The organism is Dyella solisilvae (assembly GCF_003351225.1).
Classification (GTDB): domain Bacteria; phylum Pseudomonadota; class Gammaproteobacteria; order Xanthomonadales; family Rhodanobacteraceae; genus Dyella; species Dyella solisilvae.
Window position 1 is genome coordinate 83,519 of sequence record NZ_QQSY01000007.1, and the last position, 22,770, is coordinate 106,288.

Below are 22,770 nucleotides of genomic sequence, written 5' to 3' on the forward strand. Positions count from 1 at the left end.
AGTCAAGCTGGGACAGGCTTTTTACGTTGCGCTAAGGTGTGCGGCAAGAACGGTCCGGGACTTCAGGTTACCCATGCAGCGAACCATCTTTTTCATCTCCGATTCCACTGGTATTACGGCCGAGACGATCGGAAACAGCATTCTGGCCCAGTTCGAGGGGGTCCAGTTCGAGAAGCATCGCCTGCCATTCATCGATGACGCCCACAAGGCCGAGGCGGCGGCGCTGCGCATCAAGACCCGTTACGCCCAGACCGGTGATCGCCCGATCGTGGTCAACACGATGGCCTCGCGCGATCTCTGCGAAATCGTCGCCGAGAGCGGCGCGCTGATGCTGGACGTGTTCGCCCCGTTCATCGGTCCGCTGGAGGAAGAGTTGGGCGCCAAGCGCTCCGGCGCCGTGAACCGCTCGCACGGCCTGGTCGACTTCGACAAGTACGAGGCGCGCATCAACGCCACCAACTACGCCCTGTCGCATGACGATGGCATCGACGTGGACTATGCCCAGGCGGATTTGATCCTGGTGGGCGTGTCGCGCTCGGGCAAGACGCCTACCTGCCTGTACATGGCCTTGCATTACGGCGTCAGCGCCGCCAATTACCCGCTGACCGACGACGACCTCGACAAATTGGAGCTACCGACGCGCCTGCGTCCCTACCGCGACCGCCTGTTTGGCCTCACCATCGACCCGCTGCGGCTGGCGCAGATTCGCGAGCAGCGTCGCGCCGGCAGCCGCTATGCGAAGCTGGAGCAGTGCAAGTGGGAGCTGGCTCAGGCCGAGAAGCTGATGCGCCGCGAGGGGATACCCAGCCTCAACACCACACATGTCTCCATCGAGGAGATCGCGAGCAAGATTTTTGACCGCTTCGGCATCGAGCGGACCATGTTCTAAAGGAGCCACCATCGCCCATGAGCGCCGTACTGGACAGCCGCAACGCACTACTGCCGGGACGCTTCGGCTTCCTGATGGGGCTGTATGCGGAGAACTACCACCGGCTGGTGCGGCTGTTTGCGCCGCAGGAACTGGCGCCGGGGTTCTACCTGTCCAGCGTGGACGACGGGCTCGATGTGCGGCTGCAGGTGCAGGAATGCCACCCGTATACGCTGGAGCTGGAGCTCACCTACAACTTCCTCGACGCGCATACCGGGCAGCCTTCGCCCTCCGCGCAATTGCGCATGTACACCGATGCGCACGTGGCCGAAGCCCTGCATTGCCATCCGGGCCGGCATCTGTGGCAGGTGCTTGGTCCGTTTCCGCCGGCGCACACCGTGCTCCAGCACCGCCTGCGCATGAACGGCTTCCTCTCGCGTTGGCTGGAATACCTGGGCGAGCAGGGGCATTCGAAGGGAACCCTGGAACGGTTGGAAGATCACCACTGGCCGGACGAAACGTCGCCAATCTAGGAGGGTGCCCTGGGCGCGCGCCTCGCAGCGTTAATCGAACGCTTTTTGGCGGGTTGTCCTGAGGCAATGGAAGTCGCCCATGGCGCGCATCCGTAGGGCAGGGCAAAGCGTGTGGTTTATTTCAGGCAACAAAAAACCCGCCAATGGCGGGCTCTTCGTAAAGTGGCGGAGCGGACGGGACTCGAACCCGCGACCTCCGGCGTGACAGGCCAGCATTCTAACCGACTGAACTACCGCTCCACATTTTTACTGCTTCCAACGCAACACCAACTCGACTTCATCCATGACCACTCTCACTGCTACGCCGGAACCCGGTTTAGAGTTAGAGTGGCGTCCCCACGGGGATTCGAACCCCGGTCGCCACCGTGAAAGGGTGATGTCCTAGGCCTCTAGACGATGGGGACGTGTCTAAATTTGGTGGAGCCAGGCGGGATCGAACCGCCGACCTCCTGCATGCCATGCAGGCGCTCTCCCAGCTGAGCTATGGCCCCGTGTGCCTCTGGAAGCCCGAAAGAATAGATAGGGATCGCGATTTCGTCAAGCGTTCGACGTGAAATTCTTTCAATTATTTTTCACGCGCAAATCACATCAGGCGTTTACATCGCATCGGAGTTCGCGTGGCGCTGCACGCGAAGAGCCTTTCGCGGCGAGTGCGTGCACATAACGCCCATCGGGGCTGTGCATCGGTTGATCGATTGCTAGTCTTGACCGACGTCCCATCGGAATCCGTCGATGCACGATCTGCATTTCATCCAGGACCTCGCGACCGTCATGTTGATCGCGGGCCTGACGACGGTGATCTTCCAGCGGCTTCGTCAGCCGGTCGTGCTTGGATACATCATCGCCGGCGTGCTGGTCGGGCCGTTTACGTTTCCGGTGGTGTTCATCCACGACGAGCAGACGATCCGCACCCTCTCCGAGCTCGGCATGATCCTGCTGCTGTTCGCGCTGGGTCTGGAATTCAGTCTCAAGAAACTGCGCGAAGTCGGCGGCGCCGCGCTGGTGGCGGCGACCTGCGAAATTGTGTTGATGCTGTGGCTGGGATACGAGATCGGCCGCCTTTTCAACTGGAAGCCGATGGATGCGTTGTTCCTGGGCGCCATGCTGTCGATGTCCTCGACCACGATCATCATGAAGGCGCTGGACGACCTCGACCTCAAGCGCGAGCGCTTTGCCCAGCTGATGTTCGGCATCCTGATCGTGGAAGACGTGCTGGCGATCGTGTTGATGGCGCTGCTGACCGGCATCGCCAGCACCGGCGGACTGGCGGCTGGCGAAGCCGTGAGCGCGATCGGGCGACTCACGCTTTTCATGGCGGTGTCGCTGGTGGTCGGTCTGCTGCTGGTCCCGCGCGTCGTCGACTACATCGCGGCCGTGGCGCGGGACGACGTGCTGCTGGTGGCGGTGCTGGGCCTGTGCTTCGGTTTCTGCCTGCTCGTGACCGAGATGGGTTACAGCGTGGCGCTGGGCGCCTTCATGATCGGCTTGATCGTGGGCGAGTCGCAGCATGTAGAGCGCGTCGAGCGGATCGTCGGGCCGGTACGCGACGTGTTCAGCGCGGTGTTCTTCGTGGCGATCGGCATGCTGATCGATCCGGCCACGCTGCTGCAGTACTGGGAACCGATCCTGCTGGTCACCACGGTGGTGGTGTTTGGCAAGGTGATCACCTGCAGCTTCGGCACCTTCGTGGCTGGCAACGATGCGCGCACTTCGCTGCGGGTTGGCCTGGGCCTGGCGCAGATCGGCGAGTTCTCCTTCGTGATCGCCTCATTGGGCCTCACGCTCAAGGTGACCAGTGATTTCCTCTATCCGGTTGCGGTGGCGGTGTCCGCGATCACGACCTTCCTCACCCCATACCTCATCCGCGCTTCGGATCCTCTGGCGACGGCGCTGGGGCGGCGCCTGCCGCAAGGCGTGTCGAGCTTGTTCGCCGCCTATACCGACTGGATGGGCAACCTCAGCCTGAGCGGGCAGGGCGCGATGGTCGCCAAGATGATCCGGCGCCTCGTATGGCATGTGATCATCAACATGATGCTGGTGGTCGCCGCGTTCCTGATCATGTCGTTCCTGTATCGCCGCGGCTTCTTCCACTGGGATTTCCTGGCCGACCGGCCGCAGGTGAAGCGCAGCCTGGCGTGGTCGATCGCTGCCCTCGTCTCCTTGCCGATGATCGTGGCGGCGTATCGAAAAGCGACGGCGCTCGGCATGTTGCTGGCCGAGCTGAGCATCCCCGAGCGCATCGGCGGCGCCTACAACATGCGCATACGCGGAGTGCTGGCGCGGTTCATTCCGCTGGCCGCGATGTGGGTGCTTGGTCTGCTGGTGGCGGCGCTGGCGTCCACCATCTTGCCGCCGCGCGAAGTGGCGGTGGTGCTGGTGCTGGTGCTGTTGCTGCTGGCCTGGCTGCTTTGGCGCGGGCTGGTGCAGGTGCATGCGCGCTTGCAGGCGGCCTTGCGTGACACGCTCGACAAACCGGGGCGCTCCGGCGACGGACACGCATAGGCGACTGACCCGAAACGGGGGCCGGAGGGGTTCGTCGGCGAATGTGCAGAAATCGTAAAAAACCGCGCCGTTGAGCCGTTTCGTGAACTTTTAATCACGACCGACAGTCATAGGACCCGCATCGTTGCCAAGACTCAACAAGCACCGCACAATGCGGGGCCTGCCTCCATCGGGGGGGCGTAGTCCGGTAGCGCCGGCATATCCAAATACGAGGGAGTTTCAAATGAAGCAATTTCTGCGTCCCACGCTGACGGCGGCCGCGCTCGCTGTTGCCCTGGGCATGACCGCTGGCGTGCACGCACAGGCTGCGAAGGCTGCCGCCCCTGCCACCGCTGCGCCGGCCGTCGACAAGACCAAGGCCAGCTACGTGGTTGGTTGGGATCTGGCCAGCTCGCTGCCGCCGCTCGTCCGCGAAGAAGTGGATCCGGCGACCGTCGCCCGCGCCCTGCAGTCGGCGCTGTCGGGCCAGAAGCCGACCATGAGCGAAGCCGAAGCCAAGCAGGTGCGTGACGCCTTCGTGGCGAACCTGCAGGCCAAGGCCAAGGCCGAATACACCCAGGTCGCGACCAAGAACAAGACCGACGGCGAGGCCTTCCTGGCCAAGAACAAGGCCGCTGCGGGCGTGAAGACCACCGCTTCGGGCCTGCAGTACCAGGTGATCACCCCGGGTACCGGCGCCCGCCCGGGTCCGAGCGACACGGTGCAGGTCAGCTACGTTGGCAGCTTTGTCGACGGTCAGGTGTTCGACGACTCGTCCAAGCACGAGGGTGGTGGTCCGGCCTCGATCCCGCTCGCTGGCGTGATCCCGGGCTTCCGTGAAGGCATGCAGCTGATGCAGGTCGGCGGCCACTACAAGTTCTTCATCCCGGCGAACATCGCCTACGGTGCTCAGCCGCAGAACGGCTTCCCGCCGAACGCGACGATCATCTTCGACGTCAACCTGGTCAAGACTGGTCCGACCCAGGGCGGCGAGCAGCCGGGCGGCGCGAAGTAATCGCTAGCCGGTTGCAACGGCTCTTCCCGACGGGGCGCGAAGCAATTCGCGCCCCGTTTTCTTTTCATTGCGACAGGCTGACGCTCACCGGTCTGCTTGAACGGACAGCCTGCTAGAATCGCGGGTCTTGCTTCCGGGAGTTCTTGCGACAATGAAGGTCACGATTTTCGGCACCGGTTACGTAGGTCTGGTTACCGGCGCCTGCCTGGCGGAGATGGGCAACCATGTGGTCTGCGTCGACATCGACGCGGGTAAAGTGGCGCGCCTCAAGCAGGGTGAGATCCCCATCTTCGAGCCGGGCCTGGAGCCCATCGTCAAGCGCAATCACGAAAGCGGCCAACTGGACTTCACCACGGACGCGGCGCTGGGCATCTCGCATGGCCAGGTGGTCTTCATCGCGGTGGGCACGCCGCCCGACGAGGACGGCAGCGCCGATCTCAAGTACGTGCTCAGTGTGGCGCGCACGATCGGCCAGCACGTGGACCGTTACACCGTGGTCGTCAACAAGTCGACCGTGCCGGTGGGCACCGCCGATCGCGTGCGCGAGGCGATTGCCGATGAGCTGGCCAAACGTGGCGCGTCGGTGGAGTTTGACGTCGTCTCCAATCCGGAATTCCTCAAGGAAGGCGACGCGGTGGAAGATTGCCTGCGTCCCGACCGCATCGTCATCGGCAGCTCGAGCGAGCGCGCAGTTGCCGTGCTGCGCAAGCTGTACGCGCCGTTCAACCGCAACCATGAGCGCACCGTGGTGATGGACGAGCGTTCGGCTGAGCTGACCAAGTACGCCGCGAACGCGATGCTGGCCACCAAGATCAGCTTCATGAACGAGATCGCCAACATCGCCGAGCGCGTGGGCGCGGACGTGGAATTGGTGCGCCAGGGTATCGGTTCGGATCCGCGCATCGGCTACCACTTCATCTATCCGGGCGCCGGCTACGGTGGTTCGTGCTTCCCGAAGGACGTGCAGGCGCTCGAGCGCACCGCGCGCAGCGTCGGCTACGACGCGCGCCTGCTGGGCGCCGTGGAAGCGGTCAACCACGACCAGAAGACCAAGCTGTTCGACCTGATCGCACGCCACTTCGACGGCCAATTGGCCGGCAAGACCATCGCGCTGTGGGGCCTGGCGTTCAAGCCGAACACCGACGACATGCGCGAGGCGTCCAGTCGCAATCTGATGGAGGCGTTGTGGAAGGCCGGCGCCAAGGTGCGCGCCTATGACCCGGAGGCGCGCACGGAGACGCACCGCATCTACGGCGACCGCGACGACCTGGTGCTGTGCAGCGGCGGCTATCAGGCCCTCGAGGGCGCCGATGTGCTGGCGATCGTGACCGAGTGGAAGGCCTTCCGCAGCCCGGACTTCAACCGCATCCGCGGCATGCTGGCGGAACCGGCGATCTTCGACGGCCGCAATCTGTATGATCCGAGCGCGGTCGAGGAAGCGGGCCTGGCTTATTACGGCATCGGCCGTGGCCGCAGCCTGAGGCGTTGAGCATGGCTGATGATTCGCTGCTGCAGCGGCTGACCGAGCTTGAGGTACGCCTGACCTTCATCGACGATACCGTCAATGAGCTGGCCTCGGCGGACGCCGAGCTGTCCATGCGCATTGCGGCGCTGGAGGAGGTGATCCGCGGCCTGCGCAGCGAATTGTCGTCGCTGCGGTCCGCGCAAGGTCACGATCCGCACAGCGAGCCGCCGCCGCCGCACTATTGATCGCATCATCTTCAGTACACGCACCACGCAAGCGAGTTTCGATCATGGCCGATTCCCTGCGCGATCAGCTGCTCAAGAGCGGCATCGTCCAACAAGTCCGCGAAGAAAAGCGTTCCGCGACGCCCCAGGGCGGCAAGCCGTCCAAGGGGGGCCGTCCGCCATTCCAGCAGCACGGCGGCAAGCCCAAGCCTTCGCCGCACAAGCCGCAGGGCAAGCCGTCGCGCGGCGGCACCCAGGAAGACATCGACCTGGCCAAGGCGTACGCGATCCGTGCGCAGGCCGAGGCGAACGAACGCAAGCGCGCCGAGCAGGCCGCCGCGGAAGAGGCGCGCGTGCGCCGCGAGCGTAAGCTGAAGATCCAGCAGTTGCTCGAAGGCAAGGTGCTCAACAAGGCGACCGAGGTCGACCAGGTGCGCCACTTCGAATACGGCGGCAAGATCCGTCGCGTGCACGTCGACGCCGAGCAGATGGCTGCGCTCAATCGCGGCGAACTCGGGGTGGTGCAACAGCAGGGGCGCTATTTGTTGGTCACGCGCGAAATCGCCGATCAGGTGCGCGCGATCGACCCGCACCAGCTCGCCTTGCTGGTCGAGCCTGGCAATGAAGCGGGCGTTGGCGAAGACGGTGTGCCCGACGACCTGGTGTGGTGAGCGCGCCGACACGCATCACGTCAGCCACAAAAAAACCCCCGGCCTAGGCCGGGCGTTTTGCTTGGCGCCGCCCCTGTCGATCAGGCTACGGCGTCTTCAGCCTGCACGGTGGCGGCGGACAACTCGAAGCCGGATTGGGTCAGCGTGGGCAGATCCCAGCCATTCTTGGGCGAGAAGCGCTCGCCATAGCGCTGGGCAAGGTGTTCGAGCTTGCCCTTGACCACCGTGGGACCTTCGGTGCGCACGTACTGGATCGGGCCGCCGCGGAATGGCGCGAAGCCGGTACCGAAAATCACGCCAGCGTCGAGCAGGTCGGCGTCGTCCACCACGCCATCGGCCAGGCAGGCCACCGCTTCGTTGACCATCGGCAGGATCATGCGGTCCTGCAGGTCGGCTGGCGCCACGTAGTCCGGATCCACCTCGGGCTTCTGCGGCTTGCCGTCCTGCCACACGTAGATGCCCTGGCCATCTTTCTTGCCGCGCTTGCCAGCGGCCAGCTTGTCCTCCAGGCCCGGCGGCAGTTCCAGGCCCAGGAACGGCGCCAATTCCTTGCCCGCAGAGGCGCACACGTCCAGGCCAACCGTGTCGGCCAGTTCGATCGGCCCCATCGGCATGCCGAACTTCTTGGCCTCCTTGTCCAGCACCGGGCCGGGCACGCCCTCGCTGTACAGGCGCATCGCTTCCAGCAGATAGGGCATCAGGATGCGGTTGACCAGGAAACCCGGCGTGCCCTTGACGGCCACAGGCAACTTGCCGAGCGCCTTGCAGAAGGCGAGGGCGCGCTTCTCCACGGCCGGGTCCAGCTGGTCGTGGCGCACCACCTCGACCAGCGGCATCTGCGCCACAGGGTTGAAGAAGTGCAGGCCGAGGAAGCGCTGCGGCGCCTTGAGGCCCACGCGCAGTTCGTCCATCGGAATGGTCGAGGTGTTGGTGGCCAGCAGCTCGTTGGACTGGAACTGCGGCTCGATGGCTGCGTACAGGGCCTTCTTCGCCTCGGTGTTTTCGAAGATCGCTTCGATGGCGAGGTCGGCTTGGGCTACGCCCTTGCCGTCGACATCGGCGCGCAGGCGGCGAGCGGTGGCTTCGATCTTGTCCGCCGTCTTGAGCTTCTTTTCATAGAGCTGACGGGCGCGATCCAGCGCTGGCTGGATGAGCTTCATCTCGCGGTCCTGCAGGGTGACCTCGAATCCCTTGAGGGCAGCCCACGCCGCGATGTCGCCGCCCATCACGCCGGCGCCGACCACGTGCACGTGCTTGATGCCGTGATCGATGCCGCCACCCTGGCCCTTCAGGCGTTCCTGCAGGAAAAAGATGCGGATCAGATTCTGCGCCGTCGACGTCCCGGCCAGCTTGGCCACTGAACGCGCCTCCAGCTTCAGGCGCTGCTGGATGCTGGAGCCGCCGCGCTTCCACACGTCGATCAGCGCGAACGGAGCGGGATAATGCTCTTTGCGCACCTTGGCGGCAGTCTGCTTGATCACCATCGGCGCCAGGATCTGGCGGGCCAGCCATGTATTGGTGGCCCAGGCCTTGGCGCGCAGTGCGAAGCGGCGGGCGTGCGGTCGACGCAGCAAGGCGCGGGCCTCGGCAAGCAGCTCGGCCGGCGGGGCGACCCGGTCGATCACACCCAGGGCCAGGGCGCGCCTGGCCGACAGCGCCTTGCCGGTGAGCATGACTGGCAAGGCGTCAGTGGCGCCAATGAGTCGCGGCAGGCGGGCGCTGCCGCCCCAGCCTGGATGGATGCCCAACATCACTTCGGGCAGCCCGATGCGGGTCTTGTCGTCGTCCGCGGCGATGCGCTGGTGGCAGGCAAGGATCAGTTCGGTACCACCCCCCATGCAGGCGCCATGCACGGCGGCCACGGTCGGGCAGGGCAGGCGGGCCAGCGATTCAAACACGCGCTGGCCGTTCTCGATGTTTTCCAGCACCGTGCCGTGCTGGGCGTAGGAGACGAACTCCTTGATGTCGGCGCCCACGGCGAAACCAAACGGCTTGGCCGAATGGATCAGTACGCCGGCCGGTTTCTCGATCGCCAGCCGTTCGACGATCTGGCCGAGCTCGTCCAGGACCTCGCGGGAGAACGCATTGACGCTGCTGCCGGCGCGATCGAGGGACAGGGTGACAATGCCACTGTCATCCAGGCTCGTCTTCCAATGATTGAAGCGCAATCCTTCGAACATGGGGGCGTAGAGAATGGCCGGGAAGCTTCGCACCATACCTTCCCGCAGGGAGGATTGCGAGACAGCCCACCCGGGAGGGCGCCTTGATGAAGGTCACGTAAACATGCGAGCTGTGCACTGCCGCATAAAACGCTGACGCAAATCAAGGGAGGCTTGCCAACAATGCCTATGCGAACGCCGACAGACCACGTAATTTACGCCTGAATGAGCACGCCCATTCCCACCCCGACCCAGACGGCCGGCGCCGATATCCTCGAGCGCATCCTGGCCGCGCGCGGAAACCTGATTGCACTGGAAGGCGGGGAGGAGGCGAACCTGGGCGAGCTGCTGCGCCCGCTGGTGCGCCGTAGCGGCCAGGCGGTCTACTTGTGGAACCCGGAGGGTGGCCTCGGCAACCTGCGCGAGGAACATACCGGGCTGCCCAGCTCCCAACGCCTGAGCATCGCCCTCCGTTACATGCAGCAGAGCAACCATTTTGGCGTTTACCTTCTGCAGCGCGTGCCGCTGCCCCTGAGCATGGGTGACGCCACCGTGCTGCGGCAGTTGGCCCGGGCCACGCCCGGGCATGTGCGCAAGGTCGTGCTGCTCGATCCGCCGCCGGCGCTGGTGGCCAGTTTCAACGACGTGCTGACGCGCCTGAGCTGCCAGTCCAAGCCGGCGCAGCGCCCGCGCCTGCGCGATGGCCGTTGGGTGATCTGATATGGCCAGTCCCGCCGGAATTCTTGTCGTGGCGGCGCAGCGCGAGCTGCGTCGTGCCCTGTTTGACACCTTCGATCGTGATGGGCACTTCGTGGTGCACTCGGCGCGCGATGCCACGCACGCGGGCATCCTGCTGGAAGGACGTTCGCCGCTGGCGCTGATCGTGATCGTGTTCGAGGGTGATGGCCGCGAGGCGATGGCGGGCATCGACGTATTGCGCGGCCTGCCGGCCAGCGCGTCGGCGCCCGTGATCGCGGTGCTGGACGATGGCGCCATCCTCAAGCCGGTCGTGCTGCCGGCGGGCGTGTCGGACTGGTTGTATGCCTCGCAGATTGGTCCCGAACTGCTGGCGCGCTGGCAGCGCCTGCAACAGGCGACGCGGCAGGCGCAGACCGTGCAGGTGGCGGGTGATGGTGATTATCGTTTCGCCTTCGACGAGGTCGACAACGAGTGGCTGATCGTCGATCCCGCGCGCGGGCGCATCGTGGAATTCAGCCCGGCGCTGGTGCGGCACAGCGGGCTGGCCGATCATGAGCTGCGCGGGCGCCCGTTGCAGGACATCCTGGCGTTCGCCGATGTCAGCGTGGAGCAGGTTGTCGCCGAGGGTGCGCGTCGATGGCATCCCGCGCGGCGCCGCTCGGTGCGCGGCGTCGACGGCGGCGAGGCAAGCGCCCGCCCGATCCGCCACGCCGGCCGCGATGCCGTGGCCCTGGTGTTCCGCAGCGACCGTGCCGGCGCGCGGGCCGAGGCGGCGCTGACGCTGCTGGCGCGGATCTTCAACTCGGGCAGCGGCGACGAAGGCATCGGAGAAGCCGCACGCCTGCTCTATGAAGAGATGGGTCTGGACTACGTGGCCGTGTGGTCGGCGCGCCAGGACGACGGCGGCGCGCCGGTGCAACTGGTGCAGCACTGGCGTGGCGAGGAGCAGGCGTGGCCGGGCCCGCATCTGCAGAGTTCGTTGCGCCTGGTGCTGGGCGGGCAGGCGATGCTGCATCAGTCTGATGCCGCGCGGCTGGCCCAGGTCGATCCGCTGCTGGGGCAGTTGGGCCTCGCCGGGTTTGCCGGTTGGCCGTTGCAGGATGAGCGCCGCACGGTGCTGGGCGCCTTGCTGGTCGGTTCGCGCCAGCCCTTGCCGGCGCTGGCCATCATGCAGCCGGTGCTGCGCTGCGCCGCGTCGCGCTTTGCGCACGCGATGGAGCTGCGGCATACCCGTGCGCAAGGGCGCGCCGAGGGCTTGCTGGATGCCCTGACCGGCCTGCCCAACCGACTGCTGTTCAATGACCGACTGGATACGGTGATCCGCGAGGCGAATCGCACCGGCGAGTCGTTCGCGTTGCTGTTCGTGGACCTGGACCGCTTCAAGACCATCAACGACACGCTCGGCCACGCGGTGGGCGACCAGGTGCTGTTGACCACTACCCAGCGTCTGCGCGGCAGCGTGCGTGGCTCGGACACGGTCGCGCGCTACGCGGGCGACGAATTCGTGGTGATCCTGCGGCACATCGTCAAGAGCGAGGACGTGCTGCGCATCGCCGAGAAGATCGTGCAGGTGATGAGCGCGCCGTTGCGCATCGATGACGGCACGGAGCTGCAGGTCACCGCCTCCATCGGTGTGAGCTTCTTTCCCGACGATGCCCCCGATGCCGAGACCCTGCTCAAGCACGCCGACGAGGCGATGTATGCAGCCAAGAGCCTGGGTCGCAACAACTATCAGATCTTCGAGGGGCGTGCGGAGCAGTCCCAGCAGCAGAATCTTGCCCTGAAATCGGGCCTGCGCCATGCCGAGCACAAGGGCGAACTGCGCGTGTTTTACCAGCCGCAGGTCGACGCGGTGACCGAGGATATCGTCGGCATGGAGGCGCTGGTGCGCTGGGAGCACCCGGAGCTGGGCTTCATCGGTCCGGGCTTCTTCATTCCGCTGGCCGAAGAGACCGGTCTGATTGTCTCCATCGGCGAATGGGTGTTGCGTGCCGCCTGCCGTCATGCACAGGAATGGGAGCGTCGTTTTGGCTTGCGCCTGCGCCTCGGTGTGAACCTCTCGGCGGTGCAGCTGATGCAGCCGAACCTGCTCGAGGTGGTGGCCTCGGCGCTGGACGAAAGCGGGTTGGAAGCAGGCCTGCTTGAGATGGAGGTGACCGAGAGCATCAGCATCAAGGCCGCCCCCAACTTGGTGGAGAACCTGCAGGGCCTGCATCGCCTGGGCTGCCGCATCGCGATCGATGACTTTGGCACCGGCGCCGCCTCGCTGGACTACCTGCGCAAGCTGCCCGCCGACCGCATCAAGATCGACCAGAGCTTCGTGCGCAACATCGGGGTGGACCCGGACGACGAGGCCATCGTGCGCGCCACCATCGAGATGGCCCATCGCCTCAAGCGGGGGGTGGTGGCCGAGGGGGTGGAAACCGAGCAGCACCTCGAGTTCCTCCGGGCCAACCACTGCGACGAGCTGCAGGGTTTCCTGTTTTGCCGCCCCTTGCCGCAACCCGTCTTCGAGAAAATGCTGCAGGAGCGCCAGAGCCTGCTGGACGGGGTCAGCGGCACCGCGGCCTGACTTGCGCGGCCCCGCGCGGTCCCCATATTGACCGGTGCCGGGCCTAGAGTGCGCCCGGCAGGCGGCCTTGCGAGGGTGGATGTCGTCGTTTCCCCAGCCTCGTCGGTACGCCCGTTGCGTACCCGTGCGTTTCACCTATGGGCGCCACTGGCGGCGCCAGCTCCCCCCGGGGTTGGTAATCGTCTCCGGGCGTGCTGAACTAGGATGGGTTGAGCTTGTCTGAGCAGACCGCTCTCATTCTTGATGGCACGCCGGGGGCGAGTGGAAGCATCGACGAAGGAGATGGCCCGGATGGGCGAAAACGAACTGGACAGCGCGCTGGTCGAGCGCGTCCAACAAGGGGACCGGCGGGCGTTTGACCTGCTCGTGCGCAAGTACCAGCACAAGGTCATCGGGCTGGTGTCGCGCTATGTGAAGAACCACGCCGAGTGCGAGGACATCGCCCAGGAGGCATTCGTGCGCGCCTGGCGCGCTATCGGCTCGTTCCGTGGGGAAAGTGCTTTCTATACCTGGCTGTACAAGATTGCCGTCAACACGGCCAAGAACCATCTGGTCGCCATGGGGCGTCGTCCGCCAGCCGACGACATCGCCATCGAAGATGCCGCTTTCGTGCCCGGGGCGGACCGCATGCAGGAGAGCGCCACACCCGAGCGTGAATTGATGCGGCAGGAAATTGAACAAACCGTATTTTCCACTGTCCAATCGCTGCCCGAGGAATTGCGGACTGCGATTACCCTGCGTGAAGTGGATGGTTTGAGCTATGAGGAAATCGCCGAAGCTATGGGTTGCCCGATCGGTACGGTCCGTTCACGTATCTTTCGCGCGCGCGAAGCCATCGATGAGAAACTGCGGCCATTGTTGTCCGACCGCGAGGACAAATCCCCATGACTGATAACCAACGCGAAAACCTGTCTGCCGGCATGGATGGCGCCCTGTCGAAGGAGGAGCTGCGTTTCCTGCTGCGCCGCCTCGATCACGACGAATCCCTGCAGCAGGCGTGGTCGCGCTATCACGTCGCGCGCGATGGTCTGCGCCGACAATTGCCGCCGCTGGCGTCCGGCGGGTTTGCCGATCGCGTCATGCGGGCGATCGAGCAGGACGTTGTGGTGGTGCAGGGCAAGCGGCGGCATTGGTTGCACTGGTCAGCGGGTGGCGCGATCGCCGCAAGCGTGGCCGTGGCCGCATTGATGATTGCCCAGCCGGCCGGTTCGGGCGCGGACCGCGCTGCTCCCCTGACCGCCGCGGTCTCGTCGGAGCCGGCGAGTGTCGAGCACGGCAACCTGATGGCCCGGGCGGAAACGCCGGCCGTGGCGCCGCCCTGGGTCAATGCCTATGCCGACTCGCCCTACAAGCTGACCCAGCAGGCCTCGGCGACGTTCGAGGGCGAAGGTCACAACACCTTGTTGTATTCGCGCAACAGCCTGTCGCCTTACCGGGTGGCGCGCTATCCCGCCGTCAGCAACGGCGATGGCAGCTACCTGCTGCTGATCCACCCTGATCAGCAGCAGCCGGCGCTGCAGGCTCCTGAAAACGCCCAGTGATTTTCGGCCGTGAGTTGCAAGTCGCGGCCAGTTCCCAACCCCTACCCAAACCGTTCGTCCCAGCCAGCCCGTGCATCGGGCTGGTGCGTGGGCGCGCGCGCAACACCACGGAGACATAGATGAATCGATACACCCTGCGCACGCTCACGTGCGGCATCCTGATCAGCCTTGCCATGGCCGGCGGCGTGCAGGCCCAGAGCGCCGCGCCCGCCGCGTCAAGTCTGCCCGACTTCACCGGTATCGTGCAGAAGAATGCGCCGGCGGTCGTGCACGTGGAGGCGAAGTACACCGGCAAGAAGAGCAGCAAGGGGCGCTCCGCGGCGCGCGGCATGCCCAGCGCGCCCGATGACGATGACCCGCAGATGGAGATGTTCCGGCGCTTCTTCGGCATGCCGACGGAACCCTCGCCGGAGGAACAGCAGCACACCGCGCTGGGCTCGGGCTTCATCATTTCCGGTGATGGCTACATCCTCACCAACAACCACGTGGTCGAGGGCGCCGATACGGTGACCGTGCGGCTGCAGGACCACCGCACCCTCAACGCCAAGGTGGTGGGCAGCGATCCGCAGTACGACATCGCACTGCTCAAGGTGGACGCCAAGGGCAACCTGCCGGCCGTGAGCATCGGTGATTCCCGCGCGCTCAAGGCCGGCCAGTGGGTGCTGGCGATCGGTTCGCCGTTCGGTTTCGACTACACGGTGACGCAGGGCATCGTTAGCGCCGTGGGCCGCAACCTGGGCAGCCAGGATCAGCCGTATACCTCCTTCATCCAGACCGACGTGCCGATCAACCGCGGCAATTCGGGTGGCCCACTGTTCGACCTGCAGGGGCGTGTGGTTGGCGTCAATTCGCAGATCTACTCCAACACCGGCGGCTACCAGGGCGTCGCGTTCTCCATTCCGATCGACGTGGCCATGAACGTGGTCAAGCAGATCAAGGAGAAGGGTTATGTCTCGCGTGGCCAGCTCGGCGTGATGGTGCAGCCGGTCAGCGACGACATCGCCAAGGCATTCAAGCTCGACAGCGGCTCCGGCGCAGTGGTCACCCAGGTGTCCAAGGGCAGCGCGGCTGAAAAGGCCGGCCTGCATGCCGGTGATGTGATCCTGTCTTACAACGGCCAACCCATCAATTCCAGCGCGGACCTGCCGCCGCTGGTGGGACAGACCCCGCCGGGCAGCAAGGCCACCGTGCAGATCCTGCGCGACGGTAAGAAGCAAGATGTAGCAGTCACCGTGGGCGAGATGCCTCGGGACAAGAACGCGGTGCTGGCGTCGGGTGACGCGGACCAGCCGGCGGCCCACGCCGGATCGACGGCCTTGGGTCTGTCGGTGCAGGACCTGGATAGCGACGCCCGTCAGCAGCTCGGTCTGAGGGCCGGCGAGGGCGTGGGCATCAGTAATGTCTCCGGTCCGGTGGCGGCGCGCGCCGGCCTGCAGCCCGGCGACGTGATCCTGATGGTCAACCAGAAGAAGGTGGGCAGCGCCGCTGCCTTCCGTGATGCGACCAAGGACACCAAGCCCGGCGACACCGTGCTGTTGCTGGTCCGCCACGGCGATCAGAGCGGCTTTGTCGGCCTTACCGTTCCGGGAAGCGGCGACGAGTGACCGATCCGGGCCGCCGCGTGGCAGCGCGGCGGCCCGGGCTTTCCCGTTAATGTCCTGACCGGGACGGTGGGCGCTTGGGCCACCATCGTCCCGGCCTGGACGGGGCGTTCGGTTGCCCGCGACGAACTTCACCACTTGTTCACCCAGATGGCCGCTGCCGCTGCGGCGCCCGTCGGGGGATGGTTCCATGCGATAATGCCGGGTTCGTGTCACCATCCCGGTGATACGCTGCCCGCGCGCTGCGCCGGGCAGTGAACGCAGCCAGCGTGTTCCATGGAACTGATTCGAAACTTCTCCATCATCGCCCACATCGATCACGGTAAGTCGACCCTGGCCGACCGCATCATCCAGATCTGCGGCGGCCTGACCGAGCGCGAGATGGAGGCGCAGGTGCTCGACAATAATCCGATCGAGCGCGAGCGCGGCATCACCATCAAGGCGCAGTCCGTGTCGCTGCCGTACACGGCACGCGACGGCAAGACCTACCAGCTCAACTTCATCGATACCCCGGGCCACGTCGACTTCTCTTACGAAGTCAGCCGCTCGCTGGCGGCGTGCGAAGGCGCGCTGCTGGTGGTGGACGCCGCCCAGGGCGTGGAGGCGCAGTCCGTCGCCAACTGCTACACGGCCGTTGAAATGGGCCTGGAAGTGGTGCCGGTGCTCAACAAGATTGACCTGCCCACCGCCGACCCCGAGAAGGTGAAGGGCGAGATCGAGGCGGTGATCGGCATCGACGCCGACGACGCCGTGGCGGTCAGCGCAAAGACCGGCCAGAACGTGGTCGAGGTGCTCGAAGCCATCGTGGCGCGCATTCCGCCGCCGAAGGTGGGTGACACTGACCGTCTGCAGGCGCTGATCATCGATTCCTGGTTCGACAACTACCTGGGCGTGGTGTCGCTGGTGCGCGTCGTGCAGGGCGAGATCAAGCCCGGCGACAAGCTGCTGGTGATGTCCACCGGCCGCGCTCATGAAGTAAGCGAAGTGGGCGTGTTCACGCCCAAGCGCAAGAAGCTCGACAAGCTCGCGCCGGGCGAAGTGGGCTGGATCACCGCGTCGATCAAGGACGTGCACGGCGCCCCCGTGGGCGACACGCTGACCCTGGCGGGCAAGCCGGCCGAAAAGCCGCTCTCTGGTTTCCAGACCATGCAGCCGCGCGTGTTCGCAGGACTGTTCCCGGTATCGGCCGATGATTACCCGGCGCTGCGCGAGGCGCTCGACAAGCTGCGCCTCAACGACGCCGCGCTGTTCTTCGAGCCGGAGAGTTCCGAGGCGATGGGCTTCGGCTTCCGCTGCGGCTTCCTCGGCATGCTGCACATGGAGATCGTGCAGGAGCGCCTGGAGCGCGAATACGACCTCGACCTGATCACCACGGCCCCGACGGTGGTCTACGAGGTGCTCAAGAGCGACGGTACGATCCTGATGCTGGACAACCCGGCCAAGCTGCCGGCGGCGAACCTGATCTCGGAAATTCGCGAGCCGATCATCGTCGCCAACATCCTCACGCCGCCTGACTACATCGGCAACATCATCACGCTGTGCGAGGAGAAGCGCGGCGTGCAGCGCTCGATACAGTACCTGGCCAGCCAGGTGCAGATCACCTATGAGATGCCGCTGGCCGAGGTGGTGCTGGACTTCTTCGACCGCCTGAAGTCGGTCTCGCGCGGCTACGCCTCGATGGACTACCACTTCGAGCGCTTCGAAGCGGGTCCGTTCGTGCGCGTGGATGTACTGATCAATGGCGACCGCGTGGACGCGCTGAGCCTGATCGTGCACCGTATCCACGCCGAACGCCGCGGCCGCGACCTGGTCGAGCGCATGAAGGACCTGATCCCGCGCCAGCAGTTCGATGTGGCGATCCAGGCCGCCATCGGCGCGCAGATCGTGGCGCGCTGCACCGTGAAAGCCTTGCGCAAGAACGTTCTGGCCAAGTGCTACGGCGGCGACGTCAGCCGCAAGAAGAAGCTGCTGGAGAAGCAGAAGGAAGGCAAGAAGCGCATGAAGCAGGTCGGCCGCGTGGAAATCCCACAGGAAGCCTTCCTTGCCGTATTGAAGGTGGACAAATAACAAACCTGCGGATTCGGCGTCCCCCGCGCCGGACAACCTTGGAGTAGGGCATGGATTTCGACTTTTCGGCGATTCTGCTTGGCCTCACCGTGCTGTTCGGCGTGGTGTGGGGTCTTGACCGCCTGTTCTTCTACAAACAGCGCAAGGCCAAGGCGGATGCAGCAGGCGCCGAGCTGCGCGAACCGGTGCTGGTGGACTGGTCCCGCTCGCTGTTCCCGGTGGTGCTTGTGGTTCTGCTGCTGCGCTCGTTCGTGGCCGAGCCGTTCCGCATTCCGTCCGGCTCGATGATGCCGACGCTCGATGTGGGCGACTTCATCCTGGTGAACAAGTTCGCCTACGGCCTGCGCATGCCGGCGTTCAACAACAAGTTCCTGAGCCTCGGCGAGCCCAGGCGCGGCGACGTGGTGGTGTTCCGCTTCCCCGGCTACCTCTGCGAGGACGGCGGCCGCCTGGTGCGCAGCGGCGACCAGAGCTGCGTGGACCCGCACGCCCCCGTACCGAGCCAGAACTGGATCAAGCGCGTCGTCGGCATGCCGGGTGACCGGGTGGAGATGCGCGGCGACCAGCTGATCATCAACGGCGAGCCGGTCGCGGCTGACCTGGTCGGTCCCTACGAGGGTGATCCCAAGCGCGCCGAATCGCGCCTGATGCTCGAGATGGGCGCCACTGTGTGGAACGAGCACCTACCCAACGGGCAGGGTGGAGTGGTCAATCATCTGACCGCCCGCATGCCGAACTACGCCATCCCCCCGCCGCTGCCCAATGCCCGCGTCCCGCTGGTGGTGCCGCAGGGCTGCTATCTGGCCATGGGTGATAACCGCTACAACAGCACCGACAGTCGCTGGTGGGGATGCCTGCCGGAGCAAAACCTGGCCGGTAAGGCCTTCCTGATCTGGTTGAGCTGGACTGGCTCGGGCGTGGCGTTCAACCGCATGGGCACGGTCATTCATTGATAAAAGCGTGACGCGGGTTGACCGGGTGACAGTGACGCTCGGGTCGCTTGCGGCGACAATGCGGGCATACTGTTCGTGACGCCGGCATGCCGGCGGTCGAGCAGTTGGACAACCGGTTGACGCCGCACGGCGGCATAGCGAGGGGACTATGAAATCGAAGCAGACGGGCATCACCCTGATCGGGTTCCTGTTCATGTTGGTCATCGCCGGGTTTTTCGGCTTCATGGCCATGAAGCTGGTGCCGGCGTACACCGAGTTCCTAGGTGTCACCAAGGCTATGAACCAGGAAGCAGCTGATGGAGTACAGGGCAAGTCGCTGGCAAGTGTGCGAGGAGACTTGATGAAGAAGATGGATTTCCAGTATGTCGGCGACGATACGATCGGGTCCAAAAACATCACGATTAAGCGTGAAAACAACACCGCGCAACTAAACATCAGCTACGACAAGCGTATTCCGTTCATGTACAACATCGACTTCCTGCTTCACTTCGAGAAGAGCGTGACGCTGCAGGGAAGTCTCGGCGATTAAGCACAGGCACCGCATTTGACCAGGCTCGCCTACCGTTTTCGTGATCCGGCCTTCGCTCAGTTGGCATTGACCCACCGCAGCGCGGGCAAGCCGAACAATGAGCGTATGGAATTTCTCGGCGACGCCCTGTTGGGCGTCGTAGTCGCGGAGTTGCTGTATGAAGCCCATCCCAACGCCAGTGAGGGTGAGTTGTCGCGCCTGCGCGCCCAACTGGTCAACGGGCAGGCGCTGGCCGTGATCGCGCGCGAGCTTGAACTTGGCGACGAGCTCAAGCTGGGTTCCGGTGAGCTCAAAAGCGGTGGGTTCCGGCGCGAGTCCATTCTGGCGGATGCGTTTGAGGCGCTGGTCGCAGCGGTTTACCTTGATGCGGGTTTCGCCGAATGCCGCGCCGTCGTGCGCGCGCTGTTCGAGCCATTGGTGGCGGCCATCCCGCGTTCTTCCAAGGATGCCAAGACGCGCCTGCAGGAACTCCTGCAGGCGCGCGGCTGGCCGTTGCCGCACTATGAGCTGATCGACAGCCGCGGCGAGGACCACGCCAAGACCTTCGATGTCGCGTGCGCCATTGCTGAACCGGCCGCGATCCGGGCGGAAGGTACCGGCAGCAGTCGCCGTGCGGCCGAGCAGGAGGCCGCTGAAACCGTGCTGCGCAGCCTGCAGGAACAGCTGCAGGGTTGATCGACCGTATGGTCGGAGCGTACTCGCGGTGACCGCCAGGGCGGCCGGCGTTATCACCTCGCGCCTTCAACGACTTACACTTTCCCTTGTTTCCCGTCCGGGTAGCCCGCGCATGCCGGCACGCGCGGGAACAACCGATACAGGCCTTGATCATGAACGACCACGATGAATTCGACCTCGGCGGCGCGCCCGCCGAGCTTCCCCACGACGATTTTCGCTGCGGCACGGTCGCCTTGGCGGGTCGCCCCAATGTGGGCAAGTCGACCCTGCTCAACGCCCTGATCGGCTTCCGCCTGTCCATTGTCAGCCCGCGCCCGCAGACCACGCGCCACCGCATCCTCGGTATCGCCACCAACGAGGCGGGGCAGATCATGTACGTGGACACGCCCGGCCTGCATCGTGGCGCCAAGCGCGCGATGAACCGCAGCCTCAACCGCGCGGCGCGTTCGGCGATCAGCGAAGTCGACGTGGTCGTGCAGGTGATCGAGGCGGGGCGCTGGACCGACGAGGACCAGGCGCTGTACGACGCGCTGGTCGAGCAGAAGACGCCGCGCCTGCTGGTGATCAACAAGGTGGACCTGGCCAAGGAAAAGGCCACGATGCTGCCCTTCGTGGCCGAACTGATGAACCACCACAGTTTTGATGACGTGTATTACGTCAGCGCACTGAAAGAGAAGGGCCTGAAGGAACTGGAGCAGGGCATCCTCAAGCGCCTGCCGGTGGCGCCTCCGGTCTACGGTGAGGATGAGATCACCGATCGCAGCGAGCGATTCCTCGCCGCCGAGATGGTGCGCGAGCAGCTGATGCTGCGCCTGGACCAGGAGCTGCCGTACGCCACCACCGTTGAGATCGAGCAGTTCAAGGACCGTCCGGACGGCGTGGCCGAGATTCATGCCGTGGTCTGGGTGGAGCGCGATGGCCAGAAGGCCATCGTGATCGGCAATGGCGGCGCCCAGCTCAAGGCCATCGGCAGCGGCGCGCGTCGCCACATGGAGCGTGCATTCGAACGCAAGGTGTTCCTGCGGCTGTGGGTGAAGGTGCGCGAGGGCTGGGTGGACGACGAGACCATGCTCAAGAAGTTCGGCTACACCGATTGACCTCGGCCGGCCGCCGATGAGTAGCTCCGTCACGGTGATGCTGGCCTGGAACGCGGCGTCCGTCGGCAATTCCCTGGCAACCACCGTCTGAAGACATATGCGCATCGAGCAGCAGCCAGCCTATGTCCTGCATTCGCGGCCCTATCGCGAAACCTCGCTGCTGCTGGAATGTCTGACCCGCGACCACGGGCGCGTAGGCGTGGTGGCGCGGGGTGTCCGGCGCGAACGCGCCCGCCTTCAGCGCGCGCAGCTTGAGCCGTTCCAGCCGCTGGCCGTCGATCTGTTGTTCCGGGGCGAGCTGGCCACCTTGCTGGCCGCCGAAGGCTTCGGGGCTCCGCTACGCCTGACCGGCGACGCGGGCCTCGCCGGCCTGTACCTCAACGAATTGGTGGTACGGCTTACCGGCCGCCAGGATCCGCAGCCGCAACTGTATGAAGCCTACGCGTTGGCGTTGCCTCGGCTGGCCGCGGGTGAGCCGCTGGCCTGGAGCCTGCGACGCTTCGAGCGTGACCTGCTGGAGGCCATCGGCTACGGGTTGCAGCTGGAGTTCGAGGCCGAAACGGGTGAACCGGTCGAGTCCTCCCAGCTGTATCTCTACACCGCCGAACTGGGCCCATCGCCGTGCCGTCCGGGCATGGCGCATGCGCTGCGCGGCAGCGATCTGCTGGCGCTGGCTGAAGATCGAATACCCGATGCGGCGGGCCTTTCGGCTTTGCGCGTGATGATGCGCGACGTCATTCGCTTCCATCTGGGTGGTGGCGAACTGCGCGCCTGGCAGGTGCTGGGCGCGGCGATGTCGCGACGCTGATCGAGCCTGAGGTGCAGGGTGGTTCAGACCGTGCCAGCCGGCTCCAGCGCGTCGAGCGTGGCCAGCAGTATCTTGCGGAAGCGTGACAACGGCGCCATCGAGCCGGGGTGACCGAGCTTGAGGTGGCGTTGCAGAACCGTGGCCTGCGCGGCGAGCGCCGCCGCGCCACAGAATCCGCAGGAAGAGCGCAAGCGGTGCAGGCGTTCCGCGAGCGTTCCGGGGTCTTCGCGCAGTTCTTCCAGGTCCTGGTAGAGCGTGGCCAGTTCGGCCCGCAGCAGGTCGCGCATGGCGACCACCACGCCCGCATCCCCCATGGTGGCCAGGGCGGCCGCGTCGTCGAGCAGTGGCATGGCTGCCGCGCCTGCCTGCACCAAGCCGAGAATCCGCCGCAAGTCCGCCACACTGCAGGGCTTTTGCAGGACTTCACTGAATTCGGCAGCCAACAGGCGCTCACGCTCATTGGCGTCCATCTCGGCACTGGTGGCTACAGCCGTGCAGTCGCTGGAGCATGCGCCAGGGTCGTGGCGCAGGGCCGACAGCACCTGCTCAGCCCCGGCGCCAGGCATGCGGCAATCCAGCAGCAGCAGGTCGAACGGCTGGTCGTGCGCCAGCGCGATGGCGGCGGCCCCGTCGGGGCAGGCGCACGCGTCCAGGCCGAGGCCGCGCAGTGCTTCAACCAGGAACAGGCGGCTGGTGGGATCGTCGTCGGCGACCAGGGCGCGGACGGTTTCGGGCACGCCGGGGGCGCGCGAAGCACTGCTGGAAAGCGTGTTGAACATGACTAGTCCGTGTCGTTCAGCTGTTTTTGGCAG

At 65.3% G+C, this 22,770-nt stretch carries 20 protein-coding genes and 3 tRNA genes; 18 read left to right on the top strand and 5 right to left on the bottom strand.

Features of this window, described 5'->3' with window-relative positions; translation table 11 throughout:
- Nucleotides 1–73: 73 nt before the first annotated feature.
- Entirely contained in the window at nt 74–889 is an 816-nt protein-coding gene (ppsR, locus tag DVT68_RS18550) for a posphoenolpyruvate synthetase regulatory kinase/phosphorylase PpsR (protein ID WP_114826698.1), read from the top strand.
- Nucleotides 890–906: 17 nt separating this feature from the next.
- Nucleotides 907–1,401 (top strand): DUF1249 domain-containing protein, encoded by a 495-nt coding sequence (locus DVT68_RS18555; protein WP_114826699.1) that lies wholly within the window; start codon nt 907–909, stop codon nt 1,399–1,401.
- A gap of 163 nt (nt 1,402–1,564) precedes the next feature.
- Here DVT68_RS18555 and DVT68_RS18560 read toward each other — a convergent pair.
- The 3 genes from DVT68_RS18560 to DVT68_RS18570 form a co-directional block, all read right to left on the bottom strand.
- Nucleotides 1,565–1,641 (bottom strand) — tRNA-Asp (locus DVT68_RS18560).
- Between the two features lie 88 nt (nt 1,642–1,729).
- Nucleotides 1,730–1,805 (bottom strand) — tRNA-Glu (locus DVT68_RS18565).
- An 11-nt stretch (nt 1,806–1,816) separates the two neighbouring features.
- Nucleotides 1,817–1,892 (bottom strand) — tRNA-Ala (locus DVT68_RS18570).
- 241 nt (nt 1,893–2,133) lie between these two features.
- Here DVT68_RS18570 and DVT68_RS18575 point away from each other — a divergent pair.
- The 5 genes from DVT68_RS18575 (at nt 2,134) to DVT68_RS18595 (ending at nt 7,257) form a co-directional block, all read left to right on the top strand.
- Nucleotides 2,134–3,903: a cation:proton antiporter gene (locus DVT68_RS18575; protein WP_114826700.1), complete on the top strand. Its 1,770-nt coding sequence runs from the start codon at nt 2,134–2,136 to the stop codon at nt 3,901–3,903.
- A 223-nt stretch (nt 3,904–4,126) separates the two neighbouring features.
- Nucleotides 4,127–4,897, top strand: coding sequence for an FKBP-type peptidyl-prolyl cis-trans isomerase (locus DVT68_RS18580; RefSeq protein ID WP_114826701.1), 771 nt, complete (start codon nt 4,127–4,129; stop codon nt 4,895–4,897).
- A 151-nt stretch (nt 4,898–5,048) separates the two neighbouring features.
- Complete coding sequence (locus DVT68_RS18585) at nt 5,049–6,386, top strand: UDP-glucose dehydrogenase family protein (RefSeq protein WP_114826702.1); 1,338 nt, start codon at nt 5,049–5,051, stop codon at nt 6,384–6,386.
- A 2-nt stretch (nt 6,387–6,388) separates the two neighbouring features.
- Nucleotides 6,389–6,607: a SlyX family protein gene (locus DVT68_RS18590; protein WP_199536143.1), complete on the top strand. Its 219-nt coding sequence runs from the start codon at nt 6,389–6,391 to the stop codon at nt 6,605–6,607.
- Nucleotides 6,608–6,651: 44 nt separating this feature from the next.
- Nucleotides 6,652–7,257, top strand: a complete 606-nt coding sequence (locus DVT68_RS18595; RefSeq protein ID WP_114826704.1) for a DUF2058 domain-containing protein — start codon at nt 6,652–6,654, stop codon at nt 7,255–7,257.
- Nucleotides 7,258–7,337: 80 nt separating this feature from the next.
- Here the strand turns inward: DVT68_RS18595 and DVT68_RS18600 are convergent, their stop codons facing one another.
- Nucleotides 7,338–9,437 carry a 3-hydroxyacyl-CoA dehydrogenase NAD-binding domain-containing protein gene (locus DVT68_RS18600; protein WP_114826755.1) on the bottom strand — a complete coding sequence of 700 codons (2,100 nt, stop codon included), beginning with the start codon at nt 9,435–9,437 and terminating at the stop codon, nt 7,338–7,340.
- A 204-nt stretch (nt 9,438–9,641) separates the two neighbouring features.
- Here DVT68_RS18600 and DVT68_RS18605 point away from each other — a divergent pair, with 204 nt between their 5' ends.
- The 11 genes from DVT68_RS18605 (at nt 9,642) to recO (ending at nt 21,958) form a co-directional block, all read left to right on the top strand.
- Nucleotides 9,642–10,136, top strand: a complete 495-nt coding sequence (locus tag DVT68_RS18605) for a hypothetical protein (protein ID WP_114826705.1) — start codon at nt 9,642–9,644, stop codon at nt 10,134–10,136.
- Nucleotide 10,137: 1 nt separating this feature from the next.
- Nucleotides 10,138–12,687, top strand: a complete 2,550-nt coding sequence (locus DVT68_RS18610) for a putative bifunctional diguanylate cyclase/phosphodiesterase (RefSeq protein WP_114826706.1) — start codon at nt 10,138–10,140, stop codon at nt 12,685–12,687.
- 291 nt (nt 12,688–12,978) lie between these two features.
- Entirely contained in the window at nt 12,979–13,575 is a 597-nt protein-coding gene (rpoE, locus tag DVT68_RS18615) for an RNA polymerase sigma factor RpoE (protein WP_199536144.1), read from the top strand.
- Complete coding sequence (locus tag DVT68_RS18620) at nt 13,572–14,228, top strand: sigma-E factor negative regulatory protein (protein ID WP_114826708.1); 657 nt, start codon at nt 13,572–13,574, stop codon at nt 14,226–14,228. The genes rpoE and DVT68_RS18620 overlap by 4 nt, the downstream gene beginning before the upstream one ends.
- A 119-nt stretch (nt 14,229–14,347) precedes the next feature.
- Nucleotides 14,348–15,832 carry a DegQ family serine endoprotease gene (locus DVT68_RS18625; RefSeq protein WP_114826709.1) on the top strand — a complete coding sequence of 495 codons (1,485 nt, stop codon included), beginning with the start codon at nt 14,348–14,350 and terminating at the stop codon, nt 15,830–15,832.
- Nucleotides 15,833–16,105: 273 nt separating this feature from the next.
- A complete protein-coding gene (gene lepA / locus DVT68_RS18630; RefSeq protein ID WP_114826710.1) occupies nt 16,106–17,896 on the top strand; it encodes a translation elongation factor 4 in 1,791 nt (596 codons plus the stop codon).
- 50 nt (nt 17,897–17,946) lie between these two features.
- A complete protein-coding gene (lepB, locus tag DVT68_RS18635; RefSeq protein WP_114826711.1) occupies nt 17,947–18,849 on the top strand; it encodes a signal peptidase I in 903 nt (300 codons plus the stop codon).
- Nucleotides 18,850–18,997: 148 nt separating this feature from the next.
- A complete protein-coding gene (locus DVT68_RS18640) occupies nt 18,998–19,378 on the top strand; it encodes a DUF4845 domain-containing protein (protein ID WP_114826712.1) in 381 nt (126 codons plus the stop codon).
- 15 nt (nt 19,379–19,393) lie between these two features.
- On the top strand, nt 19,394–20,053 hold the full coding sequence (rnc, locus tag DVT68_RS18645; RefSeq protein ID WP_114826713.1) for a ribonuclease III: 660 nt from the start codon (nt 19,394–19,396) through the stop codon (nt 20,051–20,053).
- Nucleotides 20,054–20,205: 152 nt separating this feature from the next.
- Complete coding sequence (gene era / locus DVT68_RS18650) at nt 20,206–21,150, top strand: GTPase Era (RefSeq protein WP_114826714.1); 945 nt, start codon at nt 20,206–20,208, stop codon at nt 21,148–21,150.
- Nucleotides 21,151–21,247: 97 nt separating this feature from the next.
- Nucleotides 21,248–21,958, top strand: a complete 711-nt coding sequence (recO, locus tag DVT68_RS18655; protein ID WP_114826715.1) for a DNA repair protein RecO — start codon at nt 21,248–21,250, stop codon at nt 21,956–21,958.
- Nucleotides 21,959–21,981: 23 nt separating this feature from the next.
- On the opposite strand, the gene DVT68_RS18660 is transcribed toward recO, so the two are convergent.
- Nucleotides 21,982–22,737, bottom strand: a complete 756-nt coding sequence (locus DVT68_RS18660; protein ID WP_233523562.1) for a response regulator — start codon at nt 22,735–22,737, stop codon at nt 21,982–21,984.
- Nucleotides 22,738–22,770: the final 33 nt, after the last annotated feature.

Bases quoted from the DNA above. Each gene is read 5' to 3' on its own strand.
- DVT68_RS18585 (WP_114826702.1), top strand. From the start codon at position 5,049: ATGAAGGTCACGATTTTCGGCACCGGTTACGTAGGTCTGGTTACCGGC.
- DVT68_RS18600 (WP_114826755.1), bottom strand. From the start codon at position 9,437: ATGTTCGAAGGATTGCGCTTCAATCATTGGAAGACGAGCCTGGATGAC.
- DVT68_RS18590 (WP_199536143.1), top strand. From the start codon at position 6,389: ATGGCTGATGATTCGCTGCTGCAGCGGCTGACCGAGCTTGAGGTACGC.
- DVT68_RS18610 (WP_114826706.1), top strand. From the start codon at position 10,138: ATGGCCAGTCCCGCCGGAATTCTTGTCGTGGCGGCGCAGCGCGAGCTG.
- DVT68_RS18620 (WP_114826708.1), top strand. From the start codon at position 13,572: ATGACTGATAACCAACGCGAAAACCTGTCTGCCGGCATGGATGGCGCC.
- lepA (WP_114826710.1), top strand. From the start codon at position 16,106: ATGGAACTGATTCGAAACTTCTCCATCATCGCCCACATCGATCACGGT.
- era (WP_114826714.1), top strand. From the start codon at position 20,206: ATGAACGACCACGATGAATTCGACCTCGGCGGCGCGCCCGCCGAGCTT.
- DVT68_RS18575 (WP_114826700.1), top strand. From the start codon at position 2,134: ATGCACGATCTGCATTTCATCCAGGACCTCGCGACCGTCATGTTGATC.
- DVT68_RS18605 (WP_114826705.1), top strand. From the start codon at position 9,642: ATGAGCACGCCCATTCCCACCCCGACCCAGACGGCCGGCGCCGATATC.
- DVT68_RS18595 (WP_114826704.1), top strand. From the start codon at position 6,652: ATGGCCGATTCCCTGCGCGATCAGCTGCTCAAGAGCGGCATCGTCCAA.
- lepB (WP_114826711.1), top strand. From the start codon at position 17,947: ATGGATTTCGACTTTTCGGCGATTCTGCTTGGCCTCACCGTGCTGTTC.
- ppsR (WP_114826698.1), top strand. From the start codon at position 74: ATGCAGCGAACCATCTTTTTCATCTCCGATTCCACTGGTATTACGGCC.
- DVT68_RS18580 (WP_114826701.1), top strand. From the start codon at position 4,127: ATGAAGCAATTTCTGCGTCCCACGCTGACGGCGGCCGCGCTCGCTGTT.
- rpoE (WP_199536144.1), top strand. From the start codon at position 12,979: ATGGGCGAAAACGAACTGGACAGCGCGCTGGTCGAGCGCGTCCAACAA.
- DVT68_RS18555 (WP_114826699.1), top strand. From the start codon at position 907: ATGAGCGCCGTACTGGACAGCCGCAACGCACTACTGCCGGGACGCTTC.
- recO (WP_114826715.1), top strand. From the start codon at position 21,248: ATGCGCATCGAGCAGCAGCCAGCCTATGTCCTGCATTCGCGGCCCTAT.
- DVT68_RS18660 (WP_233523562.1), bottom strand. From the start codon at position 22,737: ATGTTCAACACGCTTTCCAGCAGTGCTTCGCGCGCCCCCGGCGTGCCC.
- DVT68_RS18625 (WP_114826709.1), top strand. From the start codon at position 14,348: ATGAATCGATACACCCTGCGCACGCTCACGTGCGGCATCCTGATCAGC.
- DVT68_RS18640 (WP_114826712.1), top strand. From the start codon at position 18,998: ATGAAATCGAAGCAGACGGGCATCACCCTGATCGGGTTCCTGTTCATG.